The following is a 16,455-nucleotide window of genomic DNA, read 5'->3' as shown; positions in this document are numbered from 1 at the left end:
ATGGACCCCCTCGACGCGGGATCCGGCGGCATCCTCCGGCAGCCCAAGGCCGTCTGGGCGACCGCCGGCGCGTCCGTCGTCGCCTTCATGGGCATCGGGCTCGTCGACCCGATCCTGCCGTCCATCGCGAGCGGCCTGGACGCCACGGCCGGCCAGGTCTCGCTGCTCTTCACCTCGTACTTCCTGATCACCGCCGTGGCGATGCTGCTCACCGGCTTCGTCTCCAGCCGTATCGGCGGCCGTAGGACGCTGCTGCTCGGTCTCGCGCTGGTCGTCGTCTTCGCCGGGCTCTCCGGCACCTCCGGCTCGGTCGGGGAACTGGTCGGCTTCCGGGCGGGCTGGGGCCTGGGCAACGCGCTCTTCGTGTCCACCGCCCTCGCGGTGATCGTCGGAGCGGCGGCCGGCGGCAGCGCTGCGGCGATCCTGCTGTACGAGTCCGCCCTCGGCCTGGGCATGGCGTGCGGGCCGCTCCTGGGCGCGCTGCTCGGCGACGCCAGCTGGCGCTACCCGTTCTTCGGCACGGCCTTCCTGATGGCCGTCGGCTTCCTGTGCATCGCGGCGTTCCTCAGGGAGCAGCCCAGGCCGGCCCGCAGAACGTCGCTCCTGGACCCGGTCAAGGCGCTCGGCCACGGCGGTCTGGCCTCGGTGGCGGCCTCGGCGTTCTTCTACAACTACACGTTCTTCACGGTGCTGGCCTTCACCCCGTTCGTGCTGGACATGAGCCCGTACCGGTCGGGTGCGGTGTTCTTCGCCTGGGGTGTGCTGCTCGCCGTGTTCTCGGTGATCGTGGCACCGCGTCTGCAGAAGCGGTTCGGCTCGCTGCGGGTGCTCGGCGGCTCGCTCGTGCTGCTCGCGGCGGACGTCCTCGTGCTCGGCTACGGCGACCACACGACCGCGGTCGTCTGCACCATCCTGTCGGGTGCCTTCATCGGGGTGAACAACACCGTCTACACGGAGCTGGCCCTCGGCGTGTCGGACGCGCCGCGCCCGGTGGCCAGCGCGGGCTACAACTTCGTCCGCTGGTTCGCGGCGGCCGCGGCGCCGTTCTTCGCCCCGCGGATCGAGGAGTGGACCGGCAGCCTCCAAATCCCCTTCGTGGTGGCGGCCGTCACGGCGGTGGCAGGTGCGCTCGTGGTCCTCGTGCGCCGCGGGGCGCTCACGCTCCGGGCCGAGGAGGCCGCGCCCCGGCACGCGACCCGGGACGGTGTCGGCGTCTTCGTCAACTGACGCTTTTCAGCCACCGGTTGGTGAGATCGCTCACGTCAGCGGGACGGACGCGCGGGCGGGGTCCCGCAGGTCCGTCCCGTGCGTCAGCCAGCGCTCCTGAAGGGCCTGGGCGCCGTGCACACGCTTCCAGGCGGCCTCGTTCGGCGTCATCGGGAGCAGCGGCAGAAAGCTCACCGGGTCGAGGGGAGCGTCGAGCTCCAGGTCCTCGACGAGGCCGCCCGGCTCGGCGACCAGCACCGAGGTGAACGGGGCACCGGGCCACAGCGGTTCGCCGACGTCCAGGGAGGCGCCGGGCGCCACGACGACACCCTCCACCTGCGGGGACGCGGCGAGCACGGCGAGCGGGCGGAGCACCTTGCCGGTGTCGGCGACGCCGGCGCGCACGGAGAGGACCAGCTCGGCGCGGGGGCCCTTGACGGGGTCGGCGACCACGGCCGTCGGGTCGGCCATGGGGTGCGCGGACATGCCGAGGGTGGCGTAGCGGACGATGTCGCCCTCCTGGAAGCGGAGCACCTCGATGCGGTCCGTGCCGAGGAAGGTGACCGCCGCGCGCGCGTCCGGTTCGCCGAGGGCGGTGCGCAGCCGGGCCTCTACCAGGGGAAGAACATCAGCCATGCGGCGAGCATAGAACTCGTCAGGACGCGGCAAAGCAGCGCCTTGACACTTCAGTCGGCTGATACTCTTGCCCGGTGTTCGGGCAGCGCGCAGAGGCATCGCGAACGAGTCCCGACGCCTGAATACTCCCGAACGGGGAACCCCTAGGGGTATGGAACGTCCCTCACGAGGGACCGGCCGGAGGAGGTGGGGCTGTCATGGATCGAAGTCGACCGTGCAGTACCACTCGCTCTTCCCGCCGTTGATGTAGCTGGCTCGGCTGTTCCGGCTCCGGCTGACCGCCGCCTTTCACGCTCGTGTTCCTGACGCGGAAGAGCACTTCGTTTCGCTTTGCCTGATCGTCTGATCTGTTTCAGCAACGAAGCCCATCACCGCAACGGTGCGGTGCTCCCCGCTTTGTGGACGTACCAAACATCCTGAGGTCAGGACGTCCTCATTCCGGGCAGTTCCACCCGTGCCGCGGTTCGCACGCGCTTCGTTGCCCGTCGCGAAGGAGCCTGCTCATGTCGATGATCCGCGACCTGCGTGCCGTGGTCCGTCCGTCCCGCATCTCGCTGCGCAAGGACAGCGGCCCGTACGAGACCACCCGCGACCCCGCGACGCCCTCCGCCGTCGTCGACTGCGCCGTCTACCGCGACGGCGCCCGTGTCCCCGTCACGACCCCGCTGACGCCGCACGAGGCGATGCGCCAGGTGCGCCGCGACGGCGGCTTCGTCTGGATCGGGCTGCACGAGCCCACCGAGGCCGAATTCGCCGGTATCGCCAGCGAGTTCGGGCTGCACCCGCTGGCCGTCGAGGACGCCGTGCAGGCCCACCAGCGGCCCAAGCTGGAGCGCTACGACGACACCCTGTTCACCGTGTTCAAGACGGTCCACTACGTCGAGCACGACCGGCTCACCGCCAACAGCGAGGTCGTGGCGACCGGTGAGGTGATGTGCTTCACCGGCCGGGACTTCTTCATCACCGTCCGGCACGGCGGCCAGGGCTCGCTGCGGGCCCTGCGGCACCGCCTCCAGGACGACCCCGAGCTGCTCGCCAAGGGCCCGTCCGCGGTGCTGCACGCCATCGCCGACCATGTGGTGGACGGCTACATCGCCGTCGCCGACGCCGTACAGGACGACATCGACGAGGTCGAGACCGAGGTGTTCTCGCCGGGCCGCAAGGGCGCGCCGCGCGGCACGGACGCCGGCCGGATCTACCAACTCAAGCGCGAGGTGCTGGAGTTCAAGCGGGCGGTGTCGCCGCTGCTGCGTCCGATGCAGTTGCTCAGCGAGCGGCCGATGCGGCTGATCGACCCCGACATCCAGAAGTACTTCCGGGACGTCGCCGACCATGTGGCGCGCGTGCACGAGCAGGTCATCGGCTTCGACGAGCTGCTGAACTCGATCCTCCAGGCCAACCTCGCGCAGGCGTCCGTCGCGCAGAACGAGGACATGCGCAAGATCACCTCCTGGGCGGCGATCATCGCCGTCCCGACGATGGTCTGCGGGGTGTACGGCATGAACTTCGACTACATGCCGGAGACCCACTGGAAGTACGGCTACCCGGTGATCATGAGCGTCACGGTCGCCATCTGTCTGGGCATCCACCGCACGCTCAAGCGCAACGGCTGGCTCTGATCCGGCCGGGCCCCGCTGGATAGGCTTGGGCCATGACAAGCGAGCTGCTCGACCAGGCCCTCGTCGAGGAGGCCACGAAGAAGTCCGGCCTCGTCTGGGTCGCGGCACCCGGTGTCCCGGCCCGCGCGCTGTGGCACGTGTGGCACGAGGGTGCCGCGTGTGTCGTGGGCGACGGCCCCGGCGAGCAGCCGCTGCCGGGTCTGGCCGACGGGGCCACCGTCGAGGTCACCGTGCGCAGCAAGGACAAGGGCGGCCGGCTGGTCTCCTGGCCGGCCCGGGTCGTCGAGCTGGCGGCGCGCAGCGAGGCGTGGGAGGCCGCGGTCGCCGACCTCAAGGGCAAGCGGCTGAACGCCCCGGACGGCGAGGCGATGCCGGAGCGCTGGGCGCGCGAGTGCCGCGTGCTGCGGCTGGAGCCGGCCGGTGCGCCGGCCCCGCTGCCCGACGGCTCTCTCGCGGAGGTCCCCGTCCCGACCCCGGCGACGACCCGTCGGCCGATCCCCGCGGGCCTGCCCCGCCTTCTGGCCAAGCGCCGCAAGCCCTAGGTCGTGTCCGTAAAGTCGCGTCGTCCGCCCGTAGGGCGGGCCGAGCGGCGTCCGGTGCGTGCTCTGGGGGTACCCCCTGCTCGAAGAGCTGGGGGAGTGCCGGACGGGCTCCCGCGTACTGGTTGTACGCGGGTGGCCGGCCGGTGCGGCGAGTGGGGGTCCCCCTGCTCGAAGAGCTTGGGGGAGTGCCGGGCGTCGAACGGCAGGCGGGACTTTGCGGACACGGCCTAGCGGCAGGTCAGGACGACGGCAGCTGCCTGCCGTAGTCCACGGTGTCGTCCTTGTTCGGCTTCTGCAGCGGGAAGTCCTTGCCCCACGCCGAGAAGGTGAGGGTGCCGGCGCCGCCCGCGCGGGTCAGCAGCAGCGGGTAGGGCTTGCCCTCCAGGGAGACCTCCAGGGTGCCGCCGTCCCCGCCGTCGCCGGAGAGCCGGATCGTCTTCAGGCCCGCCTGCTCGTGGTGCCCGTCCGTGGTCACCTCGCCGTGCAGCGCCAGCAGCCCGTCGAACAGCACGTCCTTCTCGGTGAAGCCGCTGAACTTCTTGTACGCCGGGTCGCCCTGCGGGACCTTCACATACTTGCCGTCCAGCTTGTCGACGGCGGCTGCGTCCGTCCTGCCGTCGGTGCCGGCGTCGCTCCAGAAGCCGGCGTCGGCCTTCAGGAACAGCTGCTCGCCGAGGCGCAGCAGATGGAACGTGGACCCCTGGGCGGTGACCGATCCGGTCGCCCCGTCGGCTTTCAGCCGCATATCGAGTTTGTAGGTGCGTCCGCTGGTGACCACGTTCCCTGAGAGGTGCACGGCCTGGGCGGAGTCGGCGGCGGCCCGGGTCTTGCGCTGGATCTCGGCCGGCGGCAGCTTGCCGACCCCGTTCGTCCCCGCGTCGGGGTCCTCGCTGCTGCATCCCGTCAGCCCCGCCGCCGACACGAGAAGGGCGCACATGGCGGACACCAGCGCGGCCTTGCGGGAGCGGCCGTGGGGAATCGCGGTCACAGGTGGGGCTGCCTTTCTGTCGTGGGACCCGAGCGGCGTACGGCAGCGTACCGGGGCGTCGGGGCCTGGGCGGAGTCAGTCCGTCCGGACCGCTCACCAGGGCGGACCGGATCCGGACGGGCTAGCCTGAAGCCCACCCGAGCGGGCAATTCGGAAAGGGCGCCCCCGGCGCGGCACCCGCCACAGAACCACCAGTGACTCGGCCGACCCCGCACGGAGAGGAGCCTCAGCCATGGCAGCCGGCGCGCCCCGCATCTTCGTCTCGCACCTGGCCGGTGTCGCCGCGTTCGACCCGAACGGCGACCAGGTCGGACGGGTGCGCGACCTGGTCGTCATGCTGCGGGTCGGCCGGCGCCCGCCGCGACTGCTCGGCCTGGTGGTCGAACTGTCCACCCGGCGCCGGATCTTCCTGCCGATGACCAGGGTGACCAGCATCGAGTCCGGCCAGGTCATCACCACCGGGGTGCTCAACGTCCGCCGCTTCGAGCAGCGGCCCACCGAGCGCCTCGTCTTCGGCGAGCTGCTCGACCGGCGCGTCAAGCTGGTCGAGACCGACGAGGAGGTCACCGTCCTGGACCTGTCGGTGCAGCAGCTGCCCGCCCGCCGGGACTGGGAGATCGACAAGGTGTTCGTCCGCAAGGGCGGTCGCGGCGGCGCCTTCCGGCGGGCCAAGGGCGAGTCACTGACGGTCGAGTGGTCGGCCGTCACCGGGTTCTCCCTGGAGGAGCAGGGCCAGGGCGCGGAGAACCTGCTGGCCACGTTCGAACAGCTGCGCCCCGCCGACCTCGCCAATGTGCTGCACCACCTCTCCCCCAAGCGCCGGGCCGAGGTCGCCGCCGCTCTGGACGACGACCGCCTCGCCGATGTGCTGGAGGAGCTGCCGGAGGACGACCAGATCGAGATCCTCGGCAAGCTGAAGCAGGAGCGGGCCGCCGACGTCCTGGAGGCCATGGACCCCGACGACGCGGCCGACCTGCTGGGCGAGCTGCCCCTGGACGAGCAGGAGCGGCTGCTGAACCTGATGCAGCCCTCGGACGCGGCCGACATGCGCCGTCTGATGGCGTACGAGGAGCACACGGCGGGCGGTCTGATGACGACCGAGCCGATCATCCTGCGGCCCGACGCCACCGTCGCCGACGCCCTGGCCCGCATCCGGCACCCGGACCTGTCCCCGGCCCTGGCCGCGCAGGTCTATGTGTGCCGCCCGCCCGACGAGACGCCCACCGGCAAGTACCTCGGCACGGTCCACTTCCAGCGGCTGCTGCGCGACCCGCCGTACACCCTGGTCAGCTCGATGGTGGACGAGGCGCTGGAGGCCCTGGAGCCGGACGCGACGCTGCCGGTCGTCGCGGGGTTCTTCGCCACGTACGACATGGTCGCGGCGCCCGTCGTGGACGACTCGGGGTCGCTGCTGGGCGCGGTCACCGTGGACGACGTCCTGGACCACATGCTGCCCGACGACTGGCGGGAGACCGAGTTCCACCTGGAGGAGGACTCCGGCAAGGGGGTGGGCGCCGATGGCTCCTGAGCGCGAGGGCGGACGCGAGCGCGCGGCGGCGGGCGCGACCGCCGCCGGACGGGGACCGCGGACCCGGCTGGACCAGCCGCGCCCGCCGCGCCGCCGCATCCTGCCCGAGTGGGACCCGGACGCGTTCGGGCGGCTGTCGGAGCGGATCGCCCGGTTCATCGGCACCGGGCGGTTCCTGGTGTGGATGACCGTCGTGATCATCCTGTGGGTGCTGTGGAACATCGCGGCACCCAGCGAGCTGCGCTTCGACGAGTACCCGTTCATCTTCCTGACCCTGGCTCTGTCCCTGCAGGCGTCGTACGCGGCCCCGCTGATCCTGCTCGCGCAGAACCGGCAGGACGACCGGGACCGGGTCAACCTCGAACAGGACCGCAAGCAGAACGAGCGGTCGATCGCCGACACCGAGTACCTGACCCGCGAGGTCGCGGCGCTGCGGGTCAACCTGGGCGAGGTCGCCACCCGCGACTGGATGCGCTCGGAGCTGCAGGACCTGGTGAAGGAGCTGGACGCGCGGCGCAACGGGCACCATGATCGCGGCGTATTCCCGGCGGAACGGTCGCCGGGACGTGACGTAGACGACCGCTGACGGCCTTACCGGGGCGAGGCTACCGGGCCGTACCATCGTCCTTATGGCTACGGAAGACGCGGTGCGCGAGGCACTGGCGACGGTGAACGACCCCGAGATCAACCGCCCCATCACCGAACTGGGGATGGTCAAGTCGGTGGAGATCGGCGCGGACGGTGCGGTCGCGGTCACGGTGTACCTGACGGTCTCCGGCTGCCCGATGCGCGAGACGATCACCCAGCGCGTGACGGACGCCGTCGCCGCGGTCGAGGGGGTCACCCGGGTCGACGTCACGCTGGACGTGATGAGCGACGAGCAGCGCAAGGAGCTGGCGAACGCCCTGCGCGGCGGCCAGGCCGAGCGCGAGGTCCCCTTCGCCAAGCCGGGCAGCCTGACCCGCGTGTACGCGGTCGCCTCCGGCAAGGGCGGCGTCGGCAAGTCCTCGGTGACGGTCAACCTGGCCGCTGCCATGGCGGCCGACGGGCTGAAGGTGGGCGTCGTCGACGCCGACATCTACGGCCACAGCGTGCCGCGCATGCTGGGCGCCGACGGGCGGCCCACCCAGGTCGAGAACATGATCATGCCGCCGTCGGCGAACGGCGTGAAGGTCATCTCCATCGGCATGTTCACCCCGGGCAACGCGCCGGTGGTGTGGCGCGGCCCGATGCTGCACCGCGCGCTCCAGCAGTTCCTCGCCGACGTCTACTGGGGCGACCTCGACGTCCTCCTCCTGGACCTGCCGCCGGGCACCGGCGACATCGCGATCTCGGTCGCGCAGCTGGTCCCGAACGCCGAGATCCTGGTCGTGACGACCCCGCAGCAGGCCGCCGCCGAGGTCGCCGAGCGCGCGGGCTCCATCGCCGTGCAGACCCACCAGAAGATCGTCGGCGTGGTCGAGAACATGTCGGGCCTGCCCTGCCCGCACTGCGGCGAGATGGTCGACGTGTTCGGCACCGGCGGCGGCCAGACGGTCGCCGACGGCCTGACCCGCACCACCGGCACCAACGTCCCGGTCCTCGGCAGCATCCCGATCGACGTCCGCCTGCGCGAGGGCGGCGACGAGGGCAGGCCGGTCGTCCTGAGCGACCCGGACTCCCCGGCCGGCGCGGCCCTGCGCTCGATCGCGGGCAAGCTGGGCGGCCGCCAGCGCGGCCTGTCGGGCCTGTCGCTGGGGATCACGCCGAAGAACAAGTTCTGAGGTTCTGACCTGCCCTCAGAGGCGGGTGCGCACGAGGAAGGGGCGCCGCGGATCATGCGGCGCCCCTTCCTCGTGCCGTGTCAGGCGTAGGACGCGATGTCCTTGATCATGGCGAAGCCCAGGCCGTACGCGCTCATGCCGCGGCCGTACGCGCCCACGTGGACGCCCTCCTGGGTGGAGCCGGCGAGCACCCAGCCGAACTCGGACTCCCGGTAGTGGAACGGGGTCGGCACCCCGTCCACGGGGAGGGACAGCGTCGACCAGTCCGGTCCGTCGAGGTCGTCGGCCAGCGCCCAGGCCGTCTCGGTCTGCTGGTCCAGCCAGTCGTCCCGCAGCGAGTGGTCCATCTGCCCCGGCCAGGTGAAGGACAGCAGTCCCACACCGGCCAGCCAGGCCGCCGAGGAGACCGAGGTGGCCTCCAGCAGGCCCGTGCCGTCGGCGCTGCGGCGGGACGGGTTGGCCGCGACGGTCACCACCACCGCGAACTTCTCACGGCCCTCCGAGGCCTCGTTGAGCACGGACGGCTCGTCGCCGTGCCCGATCGAACCGTGCTCCACGGCCCCGTCGGCCGCCATGCCGACCTGCATCAGCCAGCGCGGCCCCGTGAACGCCTCGTCGAGGCCGTACCAGGGGAAGGGCGCCAGCAGATAGCCGTCGACCGTGCGCCGGGCGGAGGGGACCTGCCGGCCGCTCTCCTCGGTCGTTTCCTGCGCGACCGCCCGACTCGTCGTCTGACTCGTCGTCTCCATGTGCCCGGACGCCTCCTCGCTCTCGCCGGACCAGCCCGGCCCGCCCCCCTTCGGGCGGCGGTCCCTTCTGGGTACGGTCCGCACAACAACTCGGCAGCATATCCACACGATTGCCGGCAGCCGGGGAGCCGCCCGGCGCGCGAGGCGCGCGAAAGGCGGGTTCAGGCCGTGAAGGACCTCCGGCGGAGTATGAGAAGCGTCACGTGCGGGCGGGCCGCCGGGCCGCTCAGGTGGCGTCGGCGTCGTACGGCGGGCGCTCGACGCGCGGGGTCTCCGGCTTCTTCGTCATGTCGATACGGCCGCCCGCCGACGGGGCCGGCGTCGGCGGCTCGGTCTCCCGGCCGTGGACGGCGTCGGTGACCTCGGCCATCTCCTTCTTCAGGTCGAAGCCGTTGCGGATCTCCTTCAGCCCCAGTTCCTCGTTGTCCAGCTGCTTGCGGATGAAGGTCTTGGGGTTGAGGTCCTCGAACTCGAAGTCCTTGAACTCCGGGCCGAGTTCCTTGCGGATGTCCTGCTTGGCACCCTCGGAGAACTCGCGGATCTTGCGGATCGTCCGCGTGACGTCCTGGATGACCTTGGGGAGCTTGTCCGGACCGAAGACGAGCACGGCAAGGACGATCAGCGTCACCAGCTCGAGCGGTCCTATGTCATTGAACACCTGAAGCTCCTTGCGATGTCCTCGGTCCTCGGCCCTCGGTGGTCGCTTGCGGGTCTTTCCGTGGTCCGGGCCGCCCCCACGTTACCCGTCCATCCCCTACGACCGGTACTGTCCCGACCCTTCCGGGTCGGCCCGGTGTGCGGGTCACCGGCCGCTCGACGAGCCCAGCGTCAGCTTCAGCGTGATCTCCTTGCCGTCGCGCCTCAGGGTCAGTTCGAGGCGGTCGCCGGGGCGGTGGGCGCGGGTCTTGATGATCAGTTCCTCGCCGGAGTGCACGCGGGCTCCGTCGATCTCGGTGATGACGTCACCGGGCTTGATGCCCGCCTTGGCGCCGGGCCCGCCCTTGGTGACGGCCGGGCCGCCGTCGCTGCCCTTGCTGCCGACCCGGGCGCCGTCGCCGGCGTACTCCATGTCCAGGGTGACGCCGATCACCGGGTGGGTGGCCCTGCCGGTCTCGATCAGTTCCTCGGCGACCCGCTTGGCCTGGTTGACCGGGATGGCGAAGCCGAGGCCGATGGAGCCGGCCTGACCGCCGTCCGGCTCGGCGCCGCTGCCTGCGGAGCGGATGGCGGAGTTGATGCCGACGACCCGTCCGGCGCCGTCGAGCAGGGGGCCGCCGGAGTTGCCCGGGTTGATGGGCGCGTCGGTCTGGAGCGCGTCGACGTACGACACGTCGCTGCCGTCGCCGCTCTCGCCGCCGGCGGTGATGGGCCGCTGCTTGGCGCTGATGATGCCGGAGGTGACGGTGCCTTCGAGGTCGAACGGGGCGCCGATCGCGACGACCGGGTCGCCGACCTGGACGTTCTCGGAGTTGCCGAGCGGCAGGGGCCGCAGTCCGCCGACGCCCTTGACCTTGACGACCGCGAGGTCATAGCCGCTGTCCCGGCCCACGACCTCCGCCTCGGCGGTGTCGCCGCTGTGGAAGGTCACGGATATCTCGCCGTCCTCGCCCGCGGGTTCGACGACGTGGTTGTTGGTCAGGATGTGACCGCGCTCGTCAAGGACGAACCCGGTGCCGGTGCCCTGCTCCGAACCGCCGCTCACATGCAGGGTGACGACGCTGGGCAGGGCGCGGGCGGCGATCCCGGCGACACTGTCGGCGGCCCGGTCGGGCGACTCGACGCCGGCCTGCGGCAGCTCGACGGTGTCCAGCCCGCCGTTGCGCTCGAGGTACGTCCCCAGCACCCCGCCGACGCCGCCGGAGACGAGGGCGATCACCAGGGCTCCGACGATCAGCGCCCCCTTTACCCGCCGCCGCGGGCCCCCGACCCCGGCACCGCTGTCCTGCAGGGGCGCTGCCGCCACGGCCCGCTCGGCCGCCCGAGTCCAGGGGTCGTAGTTCCGCCAGGGGTCGACGGGGTGGTGGGAGTGGCGGGTGGGGGCGCGTCGGCGAAGGCGGGAGCGGTGGGTGGGGGCGCGTCGGCGAAGGCGGGGTCGGGGACGGCTTGCGCGGGGCGCCGGGGGGTGCCTTGTGGGTCGGGCCCGACGAGGGCACGGGCTGCGCCGGGACGGCCTGGGCGGACGCGGCAGGGGGCACCGACCGGACCGGGCCCGACGAGGGCACGGGTTGCGCGGGGCCGGCCTGCGCGGGCGCACCGGGAGGCCCTGGCTGGGTCTGACCCGACGGGGGCGCAGGCTGCTCCGGGGCGGCCTGGGCGGGTGCCACCGGGGGCACCTGCTGGGCCGGTACCACCTGAGGGTGGTGAGGTGCGGGCTGGCCCGGCAGGGCGGCGGCCGCCGGGGTGCCGTGGGCCGGCGTGGCCGCCGGGTGCTGGACCGGCGGGGCGGGCGCCCAGGGACCGGGCTCACCGTACGGCGGAGTGCTGTACGGGTCGGGGTCGTGGAGGGGGCGCGGGCTCGCGTCCTGAGCCGGGGCGGGGGCGGGGGCCGGGGCGGGGGCGGGGGCCGGGGCGGGAGCGGGGGCAGCGTCCTGGGCGGAGGTGGGAGCGGGGGCAGCGTCCTGGGCCGAGGTGGGAGCGGCGGCCGGGGCCTCAACCGGGGCGGAGGTCTCGGCTGCTGGGGCCTGTGCGGCCCCGCCTCCCGCGCCGTGCTCGGCATGCCCGTCCGGGGAGGCGGCGGGGGCCTCCTGCCCCGGCTCCGTGCCCGCGCCCGCGTTCCGCTCCGGGGCGTCCGGCGTCACCGCGTCCAGCGGCCGGGGCCCGCCCCCCTGAGCCGGGGCAGAGCCGGCAGAGGCCGCCTCCTGGCCCGGCTCCGTGCCCGTGCCGACCCCCCGCTCCGGGGCGTCCGGCGTCACCGCGTCCAGCGGCCGGGGCCCGCCCCCCTGAGCCGGAGCCGAGGCGGCGGGGGCCGCCGGCGTGCCACCCGGAGCCTCCCCCGCTTCCCCCTCCGCAAGGCGCTGCTGCGGTACCGGCGGACGCTGAGGCTCCGCCAGTTCGAAGTCGCCGTCAGAAGTGGCCCGCGCGGGCGGGAGCGGGAAGTCGTCGTCCGGGGCCGGGGTGGCCGCCGGCCGTACGGGGCCGGCCAGTTCGAAGTCGCCGTCGGCGGACTCCCCGGCAGGGGTCACCCCCGGAGGGGCCTCCTGCGGACGGGGGCGGTTCCACCACTTCGCCCGCGTGGGCTTCCCCTCGTTCATGCTCTGCTTCCTACTCAGTTCGGCCACCCGTCCGGCGGGCACGCGGACGCGCGGCCCACCCCGGATTCAACCAGGTTCGTGGGCCGCTGCGCAGAGGGCCGGAGCAGGGGCCGGGGTCAGGGACCGGTGGCCGGAGAGGCGGTCGGGGAGGAGGTCGTGGCGGGGACGGGTGCGGCGAGCAGGCCCGGGGTCGCGGCGGTCCCGGAGTCCTTGGACCAGGAGGACAGGCTGAGCGGCGGGGTGGCGCTCAGCGGACGTATCAGCGGGGACATGGCGGCGGCGCCCGCCACCACGGGTGCTGTCAGCGTCCGCACGTCCTCGGCCGCCGGCGCGGCCGGCACCCCGGGGAGCAGCGGAGCGGGGGTCTTCGTCGGGGCGACCGGCGCCTGCGGAGCCCCGGACGCCTGCCCCTGCGCGAGCAGCGGGCCGGCGCCCCGGCGGCGCTGGTTCTCCGGAGCCGTACTGGCGCCGGCGCCCTGCGAGCGGGCCGGTGTCACATTGCTGCCGCCGGAGCCGCCGCGGGCGTCGGTGTCGGTCGGCACGCTGCCGGTGACACCGCCGAGCGCGATGGCGGCGAGCGACACGGCGCCGGCCGCGACGAAGGCGAACCGCATCCGCGACGACGCGGAGCGGTCGGTGTCCTGACGTCCGGTCACCGGGTGGGTGCGGAAGCCCCGGTCGGCCCCGGCGAACGTGGCGTGCGCGCCCGAGGGGACGTAACCGAACTCGAAGGCGTCGTCGCGCTTCACGCCGAAGGCGCCCGCGGTGCCGGGCCGTCCGGCCAGCCCGAATCCACCCCCGCCGAGCGGCGGGCCGCCGTCCGGGTCGCCTCCCCCGGGGAGGCCCTGGAGGCGGGCCAGGAAGCTCTCGGAGGGCGGCGGGGGTGCCGCCTCCGCGAAGACGTTCTTCAGTCGGCGCTGTGCGTCGACCTCGGCCTTGCACCGGGCGCAGGTCGCCAGGTGGGCCAGGACGCGCTCACGCGTCTCATGACCGAGCTCTCCGTCCACGAGGGCGGACAGTCGGTCGCCAAGGTGCTGCTCGGCGAAGAGCCGTTCGATGGGGTCGGGTCGAAGGCCGCTCACGCGCTCGCGCCCCCTCCCCCCAGAGCGGCCACGCGCGGCACGAAGGAGCGGCGTTCGGCACGCGCCTCCGGCGAGCGGTGGGCGAGGGCCTTGCGCAGCTGCGAGCGGCCGCGGTGGATCCGCGAGCGGACGGTGCCGAGCTTGACGCCGAGGGTGGCGGCGATCTCCTCGTAGGACAGCCCCTCGATGTCGCACAGGACGACCGCGGCGCGGAACTCCGGTGCGAGGGTGTCGAGGGCCTGCTGGACGTCCGCGTCGAAGTGGGCGTCGTTGAAGACCTGCTGGGGCGAGGGCTCCTTGCTGGGCAGCCGCTCGGCGGCGTCCTCGCCCAGCGCGTCGAACCGGATGCGCTGCTTGCGGCGGACCATGTCCAGGAACAGGTTCGTCGTGATGCGGTGCAGCCAGCCCTCGAAGGTGCCCGGCGTGTAGGTCGACAGGGAGCGGAAGACACGGACGAAGACCTCCTGGGTGAGGTCCTCGGCGTCGTGCTGGTTGCCCGTGAGCCGGTAGGCGAGCCGGTACACACGGCCGCTGTGCGTGCTGACGATCTCCTCCCAGGTGGGCGGAGTCCACGCCTGCCCGTCCGCGTCGGTGGAGAAGGTCGCGGTCTGGGCGAAGTCGCCGGCGTGGCTGTGGTCAGCGGTGTCGTTCACGGATTTCGGCCTGCCCGCCGATCCGAGGAGGCGCCGCAGCACCCCTGCCCGATCCGCAGGCGCAGCCGCACCTCCCCTATCGGCTCTGGTGGTGTCCAGTGGAGCCCCTACCATAGCCACCTCGCCCGTTAGCTCCGGATAAGCGGTTTTACGAGAGTTTGAACTGGGCTGACACGGCTGGTGCGCCTGCGTCGGCACTTGCTCGCGACCCTGCTCGTCATCGTGATCCAACTGTGTCCCCCCGCTCGTCTTCCCACCCTTCCAAACGCGCGGTCCCATCTGCGGGTTCCCGAGCGCAACGGATACAGTCACGCCCAGGCAACCACGGGGACAGGAGAGGGTCATTACCGGCAACCGGCAGACGAGCTGGGCGTTCGCCGACGCCTACGTCGCCGAGGACGACGTCCTGCGCTGGGCCCGGGACCGGGCCCGCGAGGCGGGACTGCGCTCGGTCTCGCCCGGCACGGGCGCCGCTCTGGGGTTGCTCGCCGCCACCGTGGACGCGAAGGCGGTCGCGGAGATCGGCACCGGCACCGGCGTGTCGGGCATCCACCTCCTGCACGGCATGCGCCCGGACGGCGTCCTGACCACGGTCGACTCGGAGCCGGAGCATCAGCAGTTCGCCCGTCAGGCCTTCCGCGCCGCGGGGTTCGCGAGCAACCGTGCCCGGTTCATCCCGGGCAGCGCGCTGGACGTCCTGCCGCGTCTCGCGGACGCCGGCTACGACCTGGTGTTCTGCGACGGCGACCGGCTGGAGTTCCTCGACTATCTCGCCGAATCGTTGCGTCTGCTGCGTCCGGGGGGCCTCGTCGCGTTCGAGGGCGTCTTCGCCAACGGCCGTACCGTCGACTCGGGCCCCCAGCCCACCGAGGTGATACGCGTCCGTGAGCTGCTGCGGGCGGTGCGGGAGAGCCAGGAGCTCGTCCCGTCGCTGCTGCCGGTGGGCGACGGACTGCTGTGCGCGGTCAAGCGCTGAGGGACGCTCCAGGGGCCGTACGCCCCGGGGAAAACAGCGACCCCGGCATCCGCGGAGTGCCGGGGTCACCGAAAGGGTAGGGTCGCTCCCGCGTCAGCCGACGACCTTCTTGAGGGCGTCGCCGAGCGCGTCGGCCTCGTCAGGGGTCAACTCGACGACGAGCCGACCGCCGCCTTCGAGCGGAACGCGCATGACGATGCCCCGCCCCTCCTTGGTCACCTCGAGCGGGCCATCGCCCGTCCGCGGCTTCATGGCCGCCATGCTCGTTCCCCTTCCTGAAACCAGCTCATCGTCAAAGCCGACGGCCCCATGGAGGGCACGCGTCTCGGGAGTGAGACACGCGACACCGGCATCGAACACATTGCTTCCCAGCCATTATCCCGCATCGCAGGACCCGATGACCAACATCGGTCGGCATCGCTTGGGCAACGCGCGCGAGCAAAACCACTCAATTCGGCGATGTGGCTGCGATACTGCGCCACCCCGCACACTTCGAGCGCACGCGCCCGTGCGGGCATTCTTTGACGCAGGTCACACGTCCGGTCGCCGTGGCGGGCCGTGATCTCCGCCATGCTGTCCCTCAGACAGGGGCGTACCGACGAGTACGCCCGAGCCGCCACACCGGAGGGGACACACCATGGCCGACACCGTGCTCTACGAGGTGAGCGACGGGCTGGCGACGATCACGCTGAACCGCCCCGAAGCGATGAACGCGCTGAACATCGCCGCCAAGGTCGCCCTGCGGGACGCGGTCGAGGCCGCCGCCGGCGACGACGCCGTACGGGCCGTGCTGCTGACGGCGGCCGGGGAGCGGTCGTTCTGCGTGGGGCAGGACCTGAAGGAGCACATCGGGCTGCTGGCCTCCGACCGGGAGACCGGGTCGCGGCTGACCATGACCACGGTCAAGGAGCACTACAACCCGATCGTCCGGGCGCTGGCCGGAATGCGGAAGCCGGTCGTGGCCGCGGTGAACGGCGTCGCCGCCGGGGCCGGCCTCGGCTTCGCGCTGGCCGCGGACTACCGGGTGGTGGCGGAGACCGCCGCGTTCAACACGTCGTTCGCGGGGGTCGCGCTGACCGCCGACTCCGGGATCTCCTGGACGCTGCCGCGGGTCGTCGGCCCGAGCCGCGCCACGGACCTGCTGCTCTTCCCGCGCAACATCGGCGCGCAGGAGGCGTACGACCTCGGGATCGCGAACCGTCTGGTGCCGGCGGCGGAGCTGCGCGCGGAGGCGGAGCGCGTGGCGCGCTCGCTCGCCGAGGGCCCGACGGTGGCGTACGCGGCGATCAAGGAGGCGGTGGCGTTCGGGCTGGCGCACTCCCTGGAGGAGACCCTCGACAAGGAGGACGAGCTGCAGACCCGCGCGGGCTCCTCCGAGGACCACGCGATCGCGGTGCAGGCGTTCGTGAACAAGGAGAAGCCCCGCTACCTCGGCCGCTGAGCACCAGAGCCGCGAGGCGCC

Annotated in this window: 16 protein-coding genes; 8 read left to right on the top strand and 8 right to left on the bottom strand. The window is 72.6% G+C overall.

What is annotated here, in order from left to right:
- Window positions 1–1,227, top strand: coding sequence for an MFS transporter (locus tag DC008_RS22855; protein WP_108708558.1), 1,227 nt, complete (start codon window positions 1–3; stop codon window positions 1,225–1,227).
- Between the two features lie 30 nt (window positions 1,228–1,257).
- Here the strand turns inward: DC008_RS22855 and DC008_RS22850 are convergent, their stop codons facing one another.
- Window positions 1,258–1,842 (bottom strand): suppressor of fused domain protein, encoded by a 585-nt coding sequence (locus DC008_RS22850; RefSeq protein ID WP_108708557.1) that lies wholly within the window; start codon window positions 1,840–1,842, stop codon window positions 1,258–1,260.
- 503 nt (window positions 1,843–2,345) lie between these two features.
- Between DC008_RS22850 and DC008_RS22845 the strand changes: the two genes are divergently transcribed.
- Complete coding sequence (locus tag DC008_RS22845) at window positions 2,346–3,461, top strand: magnesium and cobalt transport protein CorA (protein ID WP_055621880.1); 1,116 nt, start codon at window positions 2,346–2,348, stop codon at window positions 3,459–3,461.
- Between the two features lie 32 nt (window positions 3,462–3,493).
- Window positions 3,494–4,003, top strand: coding sequence for a hypothetical protein (locus DC008_RS22840; RefSeq protein ID WP_108708556.1), 510 nt, complete (start codon window positions 3,494–3,496; stop codon window positions 4,001–4,003).
- Window positions 4,004–4,241: 238 nt separating this feature from the next.
- Here the strand turns inward: DC008_RS22840 and DC008_RS22835 are convergent, their stop codons facing one another.
- A complete protein-coding gene (locus tag DC008_RS22835; RefSeq protein WP_108708555.1) occupies window positions 4,242–4,991 on the bottom strand; it encodes a hypothetical protein in 750 nt (249 codons plus the stop codon).
- Window positions 4,992–5,223: 232 nt separating this feature from the next.
- Here DC008_RS22835 and DC008_RS22830 point away from each other — a divergent pair, with 232 nt between their 5' ends.
- Genes DC008_RS22830 through DC008_RS22820 form a run of 3 tightly spaced genes read left to right on the top strand, consistent with a single transcriptional unit; the run spans window position 5,224 to window position 8,282 of the window.
- The gene (locus tag DC008_RS22830; protein ID WP_108708554.1) at window positions 5,224–6,519 is read left to right on the top strand and encodes a magnesium transporter MgtE N-terminal domain-containing protein; all 1,296 of its coding nucleotides are present in this window, start codon (window positions 5,224–5,226) and stop codon (window positions 6,517–6,519) included.
- Window positions 6,509–7,105 (top strand): DUF1003 domain-containing protein, encoded by a 597-nt coding sequence (locus DC008_RS22825; RefSeq protein ID WP_108708553.1) that lies wholly within the window; start codon window positions 6,509–6,511, stop codon window positions 7,103–7,105. The genes DC008_RS22830 and DC008_RS22825 overlap by 11 nt, the downstream gene beginning before the upstream one ends.
- 43 nt (window positions 7,106–7,148) lie before the next feature.
- The gene (locus DC008_RS22820) at window positions 7,149–8,282 is read left to right on the top strand and encodes an Mrp/NBP35 family ATP-binding protein (RefSeq protein ID WP_108708552.1); all 1,134 of its coding nucleotides are present in this window, start codon (window positions 7,149–7,151) and stop codon (window positions 8,280–8,282) included.
- Window positions 8,283–8,362: 80 nt separating this feature from the next.
- Here DC008_RS22820 and DC008_RS22815 read toward each other — a convergent pair whose 3' ends face one another.
- From DC008_RS22815 to sigE, 5 genes are all read right to left on the bottom strand, one after another.
- A complete protein-coding gene (locus DC008_RS22815) occupies window positions 8,363–9,031 on the bottom strand; it encodes a hypothetical protein (RefSeq protein WP_208645959.1) in 669 nt (222 codons plus the stop codon).
- Between the two features lie 226 nt (window positions 9,032–9,257).
- Complete coding sequence (locus DC008_RS22810; protein ID WP_108708550.1) at window positions 9,258–9,689, bottom strand: sec-independent translocase; 432 nt, start codon at window positions 9,687–9,689, stop codon at window positions 9,258–9,260.
- A 144-nt stretch (window positions 9,690–9,833) separates the two neighbouring features.
- A complete protein-coding gene (locus DC008_RS22805) occupies window positions 9,834–10,994 on the bottom strand; it encodes a S1C family serine protease (protein ID WP_425276550.1) in 1,161 nt (386 codons plus the stop codon).
- Between the two features lie 1,404 nt (window positions 10,995–12,398).
- Window positions 12,399–13,364, bottom strand: a complete 966-nt coding sequence (locus tag DC008_RS22800; RefSeq protein ID WP_108708549.1) for an anti-sigma factor — start codon at window positions 13,362–13,364, stop codon at window positions 12,399–12,401.
- The gene (gene sigE, locus DC008_RS22795) at window positions 13,361–14,131 is read right to left on the bottom strand and encodes an RNA polymerase sigma factor SigE (RefSeq protein ID WP_235073878.1); all 771 of its coding nucleotides are present in this window, start codon (window positions 14,129–14,131) and stop codon (window positions 13,361–13,363) included. The genes DC008_RS22800 and sigE overlap by 4 nt, the downstream gene beginning before the upstream one ends.
- Before the next feature lie 163 nt (window positions 14,132–14,294).
- On the opposite strand from sigE, the gene DC008_RS22790 reads away from it, so the two are divergent.
- Window positions 14,295–14,993, top strand: coding sequence for an O-methyltransferase (locus tag DC008_RS22790; RefSeq protein WP_308313342.1), 699 nt, complete (start codon window positions 14,295–14,297; stop codon window positions 14,991–14,993).
- Between the two features lie 93 nt (window positions 14,994–15,086).
- On the opposite strand, the gene DC008_RS22785 is transcribed toward DC008_RS22790, so the two are convergent.
- A complete protein-coding gene (locus DC008_RS22785; protein ID WP_003966491.1) occupies window positions 15,087–15,254 on the bottom strand; it encodes a DUF3117 domain-containing protein in 168 nt (55 codons plus the stop codon).
- 376 nt (window positions 15,255–15,630) lie between these two features.
- Here DC008_RS22785 and chcB point away from each other — a divergent pair, with 376 nt between their 5' ends.
- Window positions 15,631–16,434 (top strand): 2-cyclohexenylcarbonyl CoA isomerase, encoded by an 804-nt coding sequence (gene chcB / locus DC008_RS22780; RefSeq protein ID WP_108708546.1) that lies wholly within the window; start codon window positions 15,631–15,633, stop codon window positions 16,432–16,434.
- The last annotated feature ends 21 nt before the right edge of the window (window positions 16,435–16,455 follow it).

Origin of the sequence: Streptomyces nigra (assembly GCF_003074055.1) — a bacterium.
GTDB classification, from domain to species: Bacteria; Actinomycetota; Actinomycetes; order Streptomycetales; family Streptomycetaceae; genus Streptomyces; species Streptomyces nigra.
The sequence above is the reverse complement of the archived record's forward strand: the minus strand, read 5'-3'. Positions and strand labels throughout refer to the sequence as shown.

Bases quoted from the DNA above. Each gene is read 5' to 3' on its own strand.
- DC008_RS22855 (WP_108708558.1), top strand. From the start codon at position 1: ATGGACCCCCTCGACGCGGGATCCGGCGGCATCCTCCGGCAGCCCAAG.
- DC008_RS22850 (WP_108708557.1), bottom strand. From the start codon at position 1,842: ATGGCTGATGTTCTTCCCCTGGTAGAGGCCCGGCTGCGCACCGCCCTC.
- DC008_RS22845 (WP_055621880.1), top strand. From the start codon at position 2,346: ATGTCGATGATCCGCGACCTGCGTGCCGTGGTCCGTCCGTCCCGCATC.
- DC008_RS22840 (WP_108708556.1), top strand. From the start codon at position 3,494: ATGACAAGCGAGCTGCTCGACCAGGCCCTCGTCGAGGAGGCCACGAAG.
- DC008_RS22830 (WP_108708554.1), top strand. From the start codon at position 5,224: ATGGCAGCCGGCGCGCCCCGCATCTTCGTCTCGCACCTGGCCGGTGTC.
- DC008_RS22825 (WP_108708553.1), top strand. From the start codon at position 6,509: ATGGCTCCTGAGCGCGAGGGCGGACGCGAGCGCGCGGCGGCGGGCGCG.
- DC008_RS22820 (WP_108708552.1), top strand. From the start codon at position 7,149: ATGGCTACGGAAGACGCGGTGCGCGAGGCACTGGCGACGGTGAACGAC.
- DC008_RS22815 (WP_208645959.1), bottom strand. From the start codon at position 9,031: ATGGAGACGACGAGTCAGACGACGAGTCGGGCGGTCGCGCAGGAAACG.
- sigE (WP_235073878.1), bottom strand. From the start codon at position 14,131: ATGGTAGGGGCTCCACTGGACACCACCAGAGCCGATAGGGGAGGTGCG.
- DC008_RS22785 (WP_003966491.1), bottom strand. From the start codon at position 15,254: ATGGCGGCCATGAAGCCGCGGACGGGCGATGGCCCGCTCGAGGTGACC.
- chcB (WP_108708546.1), top strand. From the start codon at position 15,631: ATGGCCGACACCGTGCTCTACGAGGTGAGCGACGGGCTGGCGACGATC.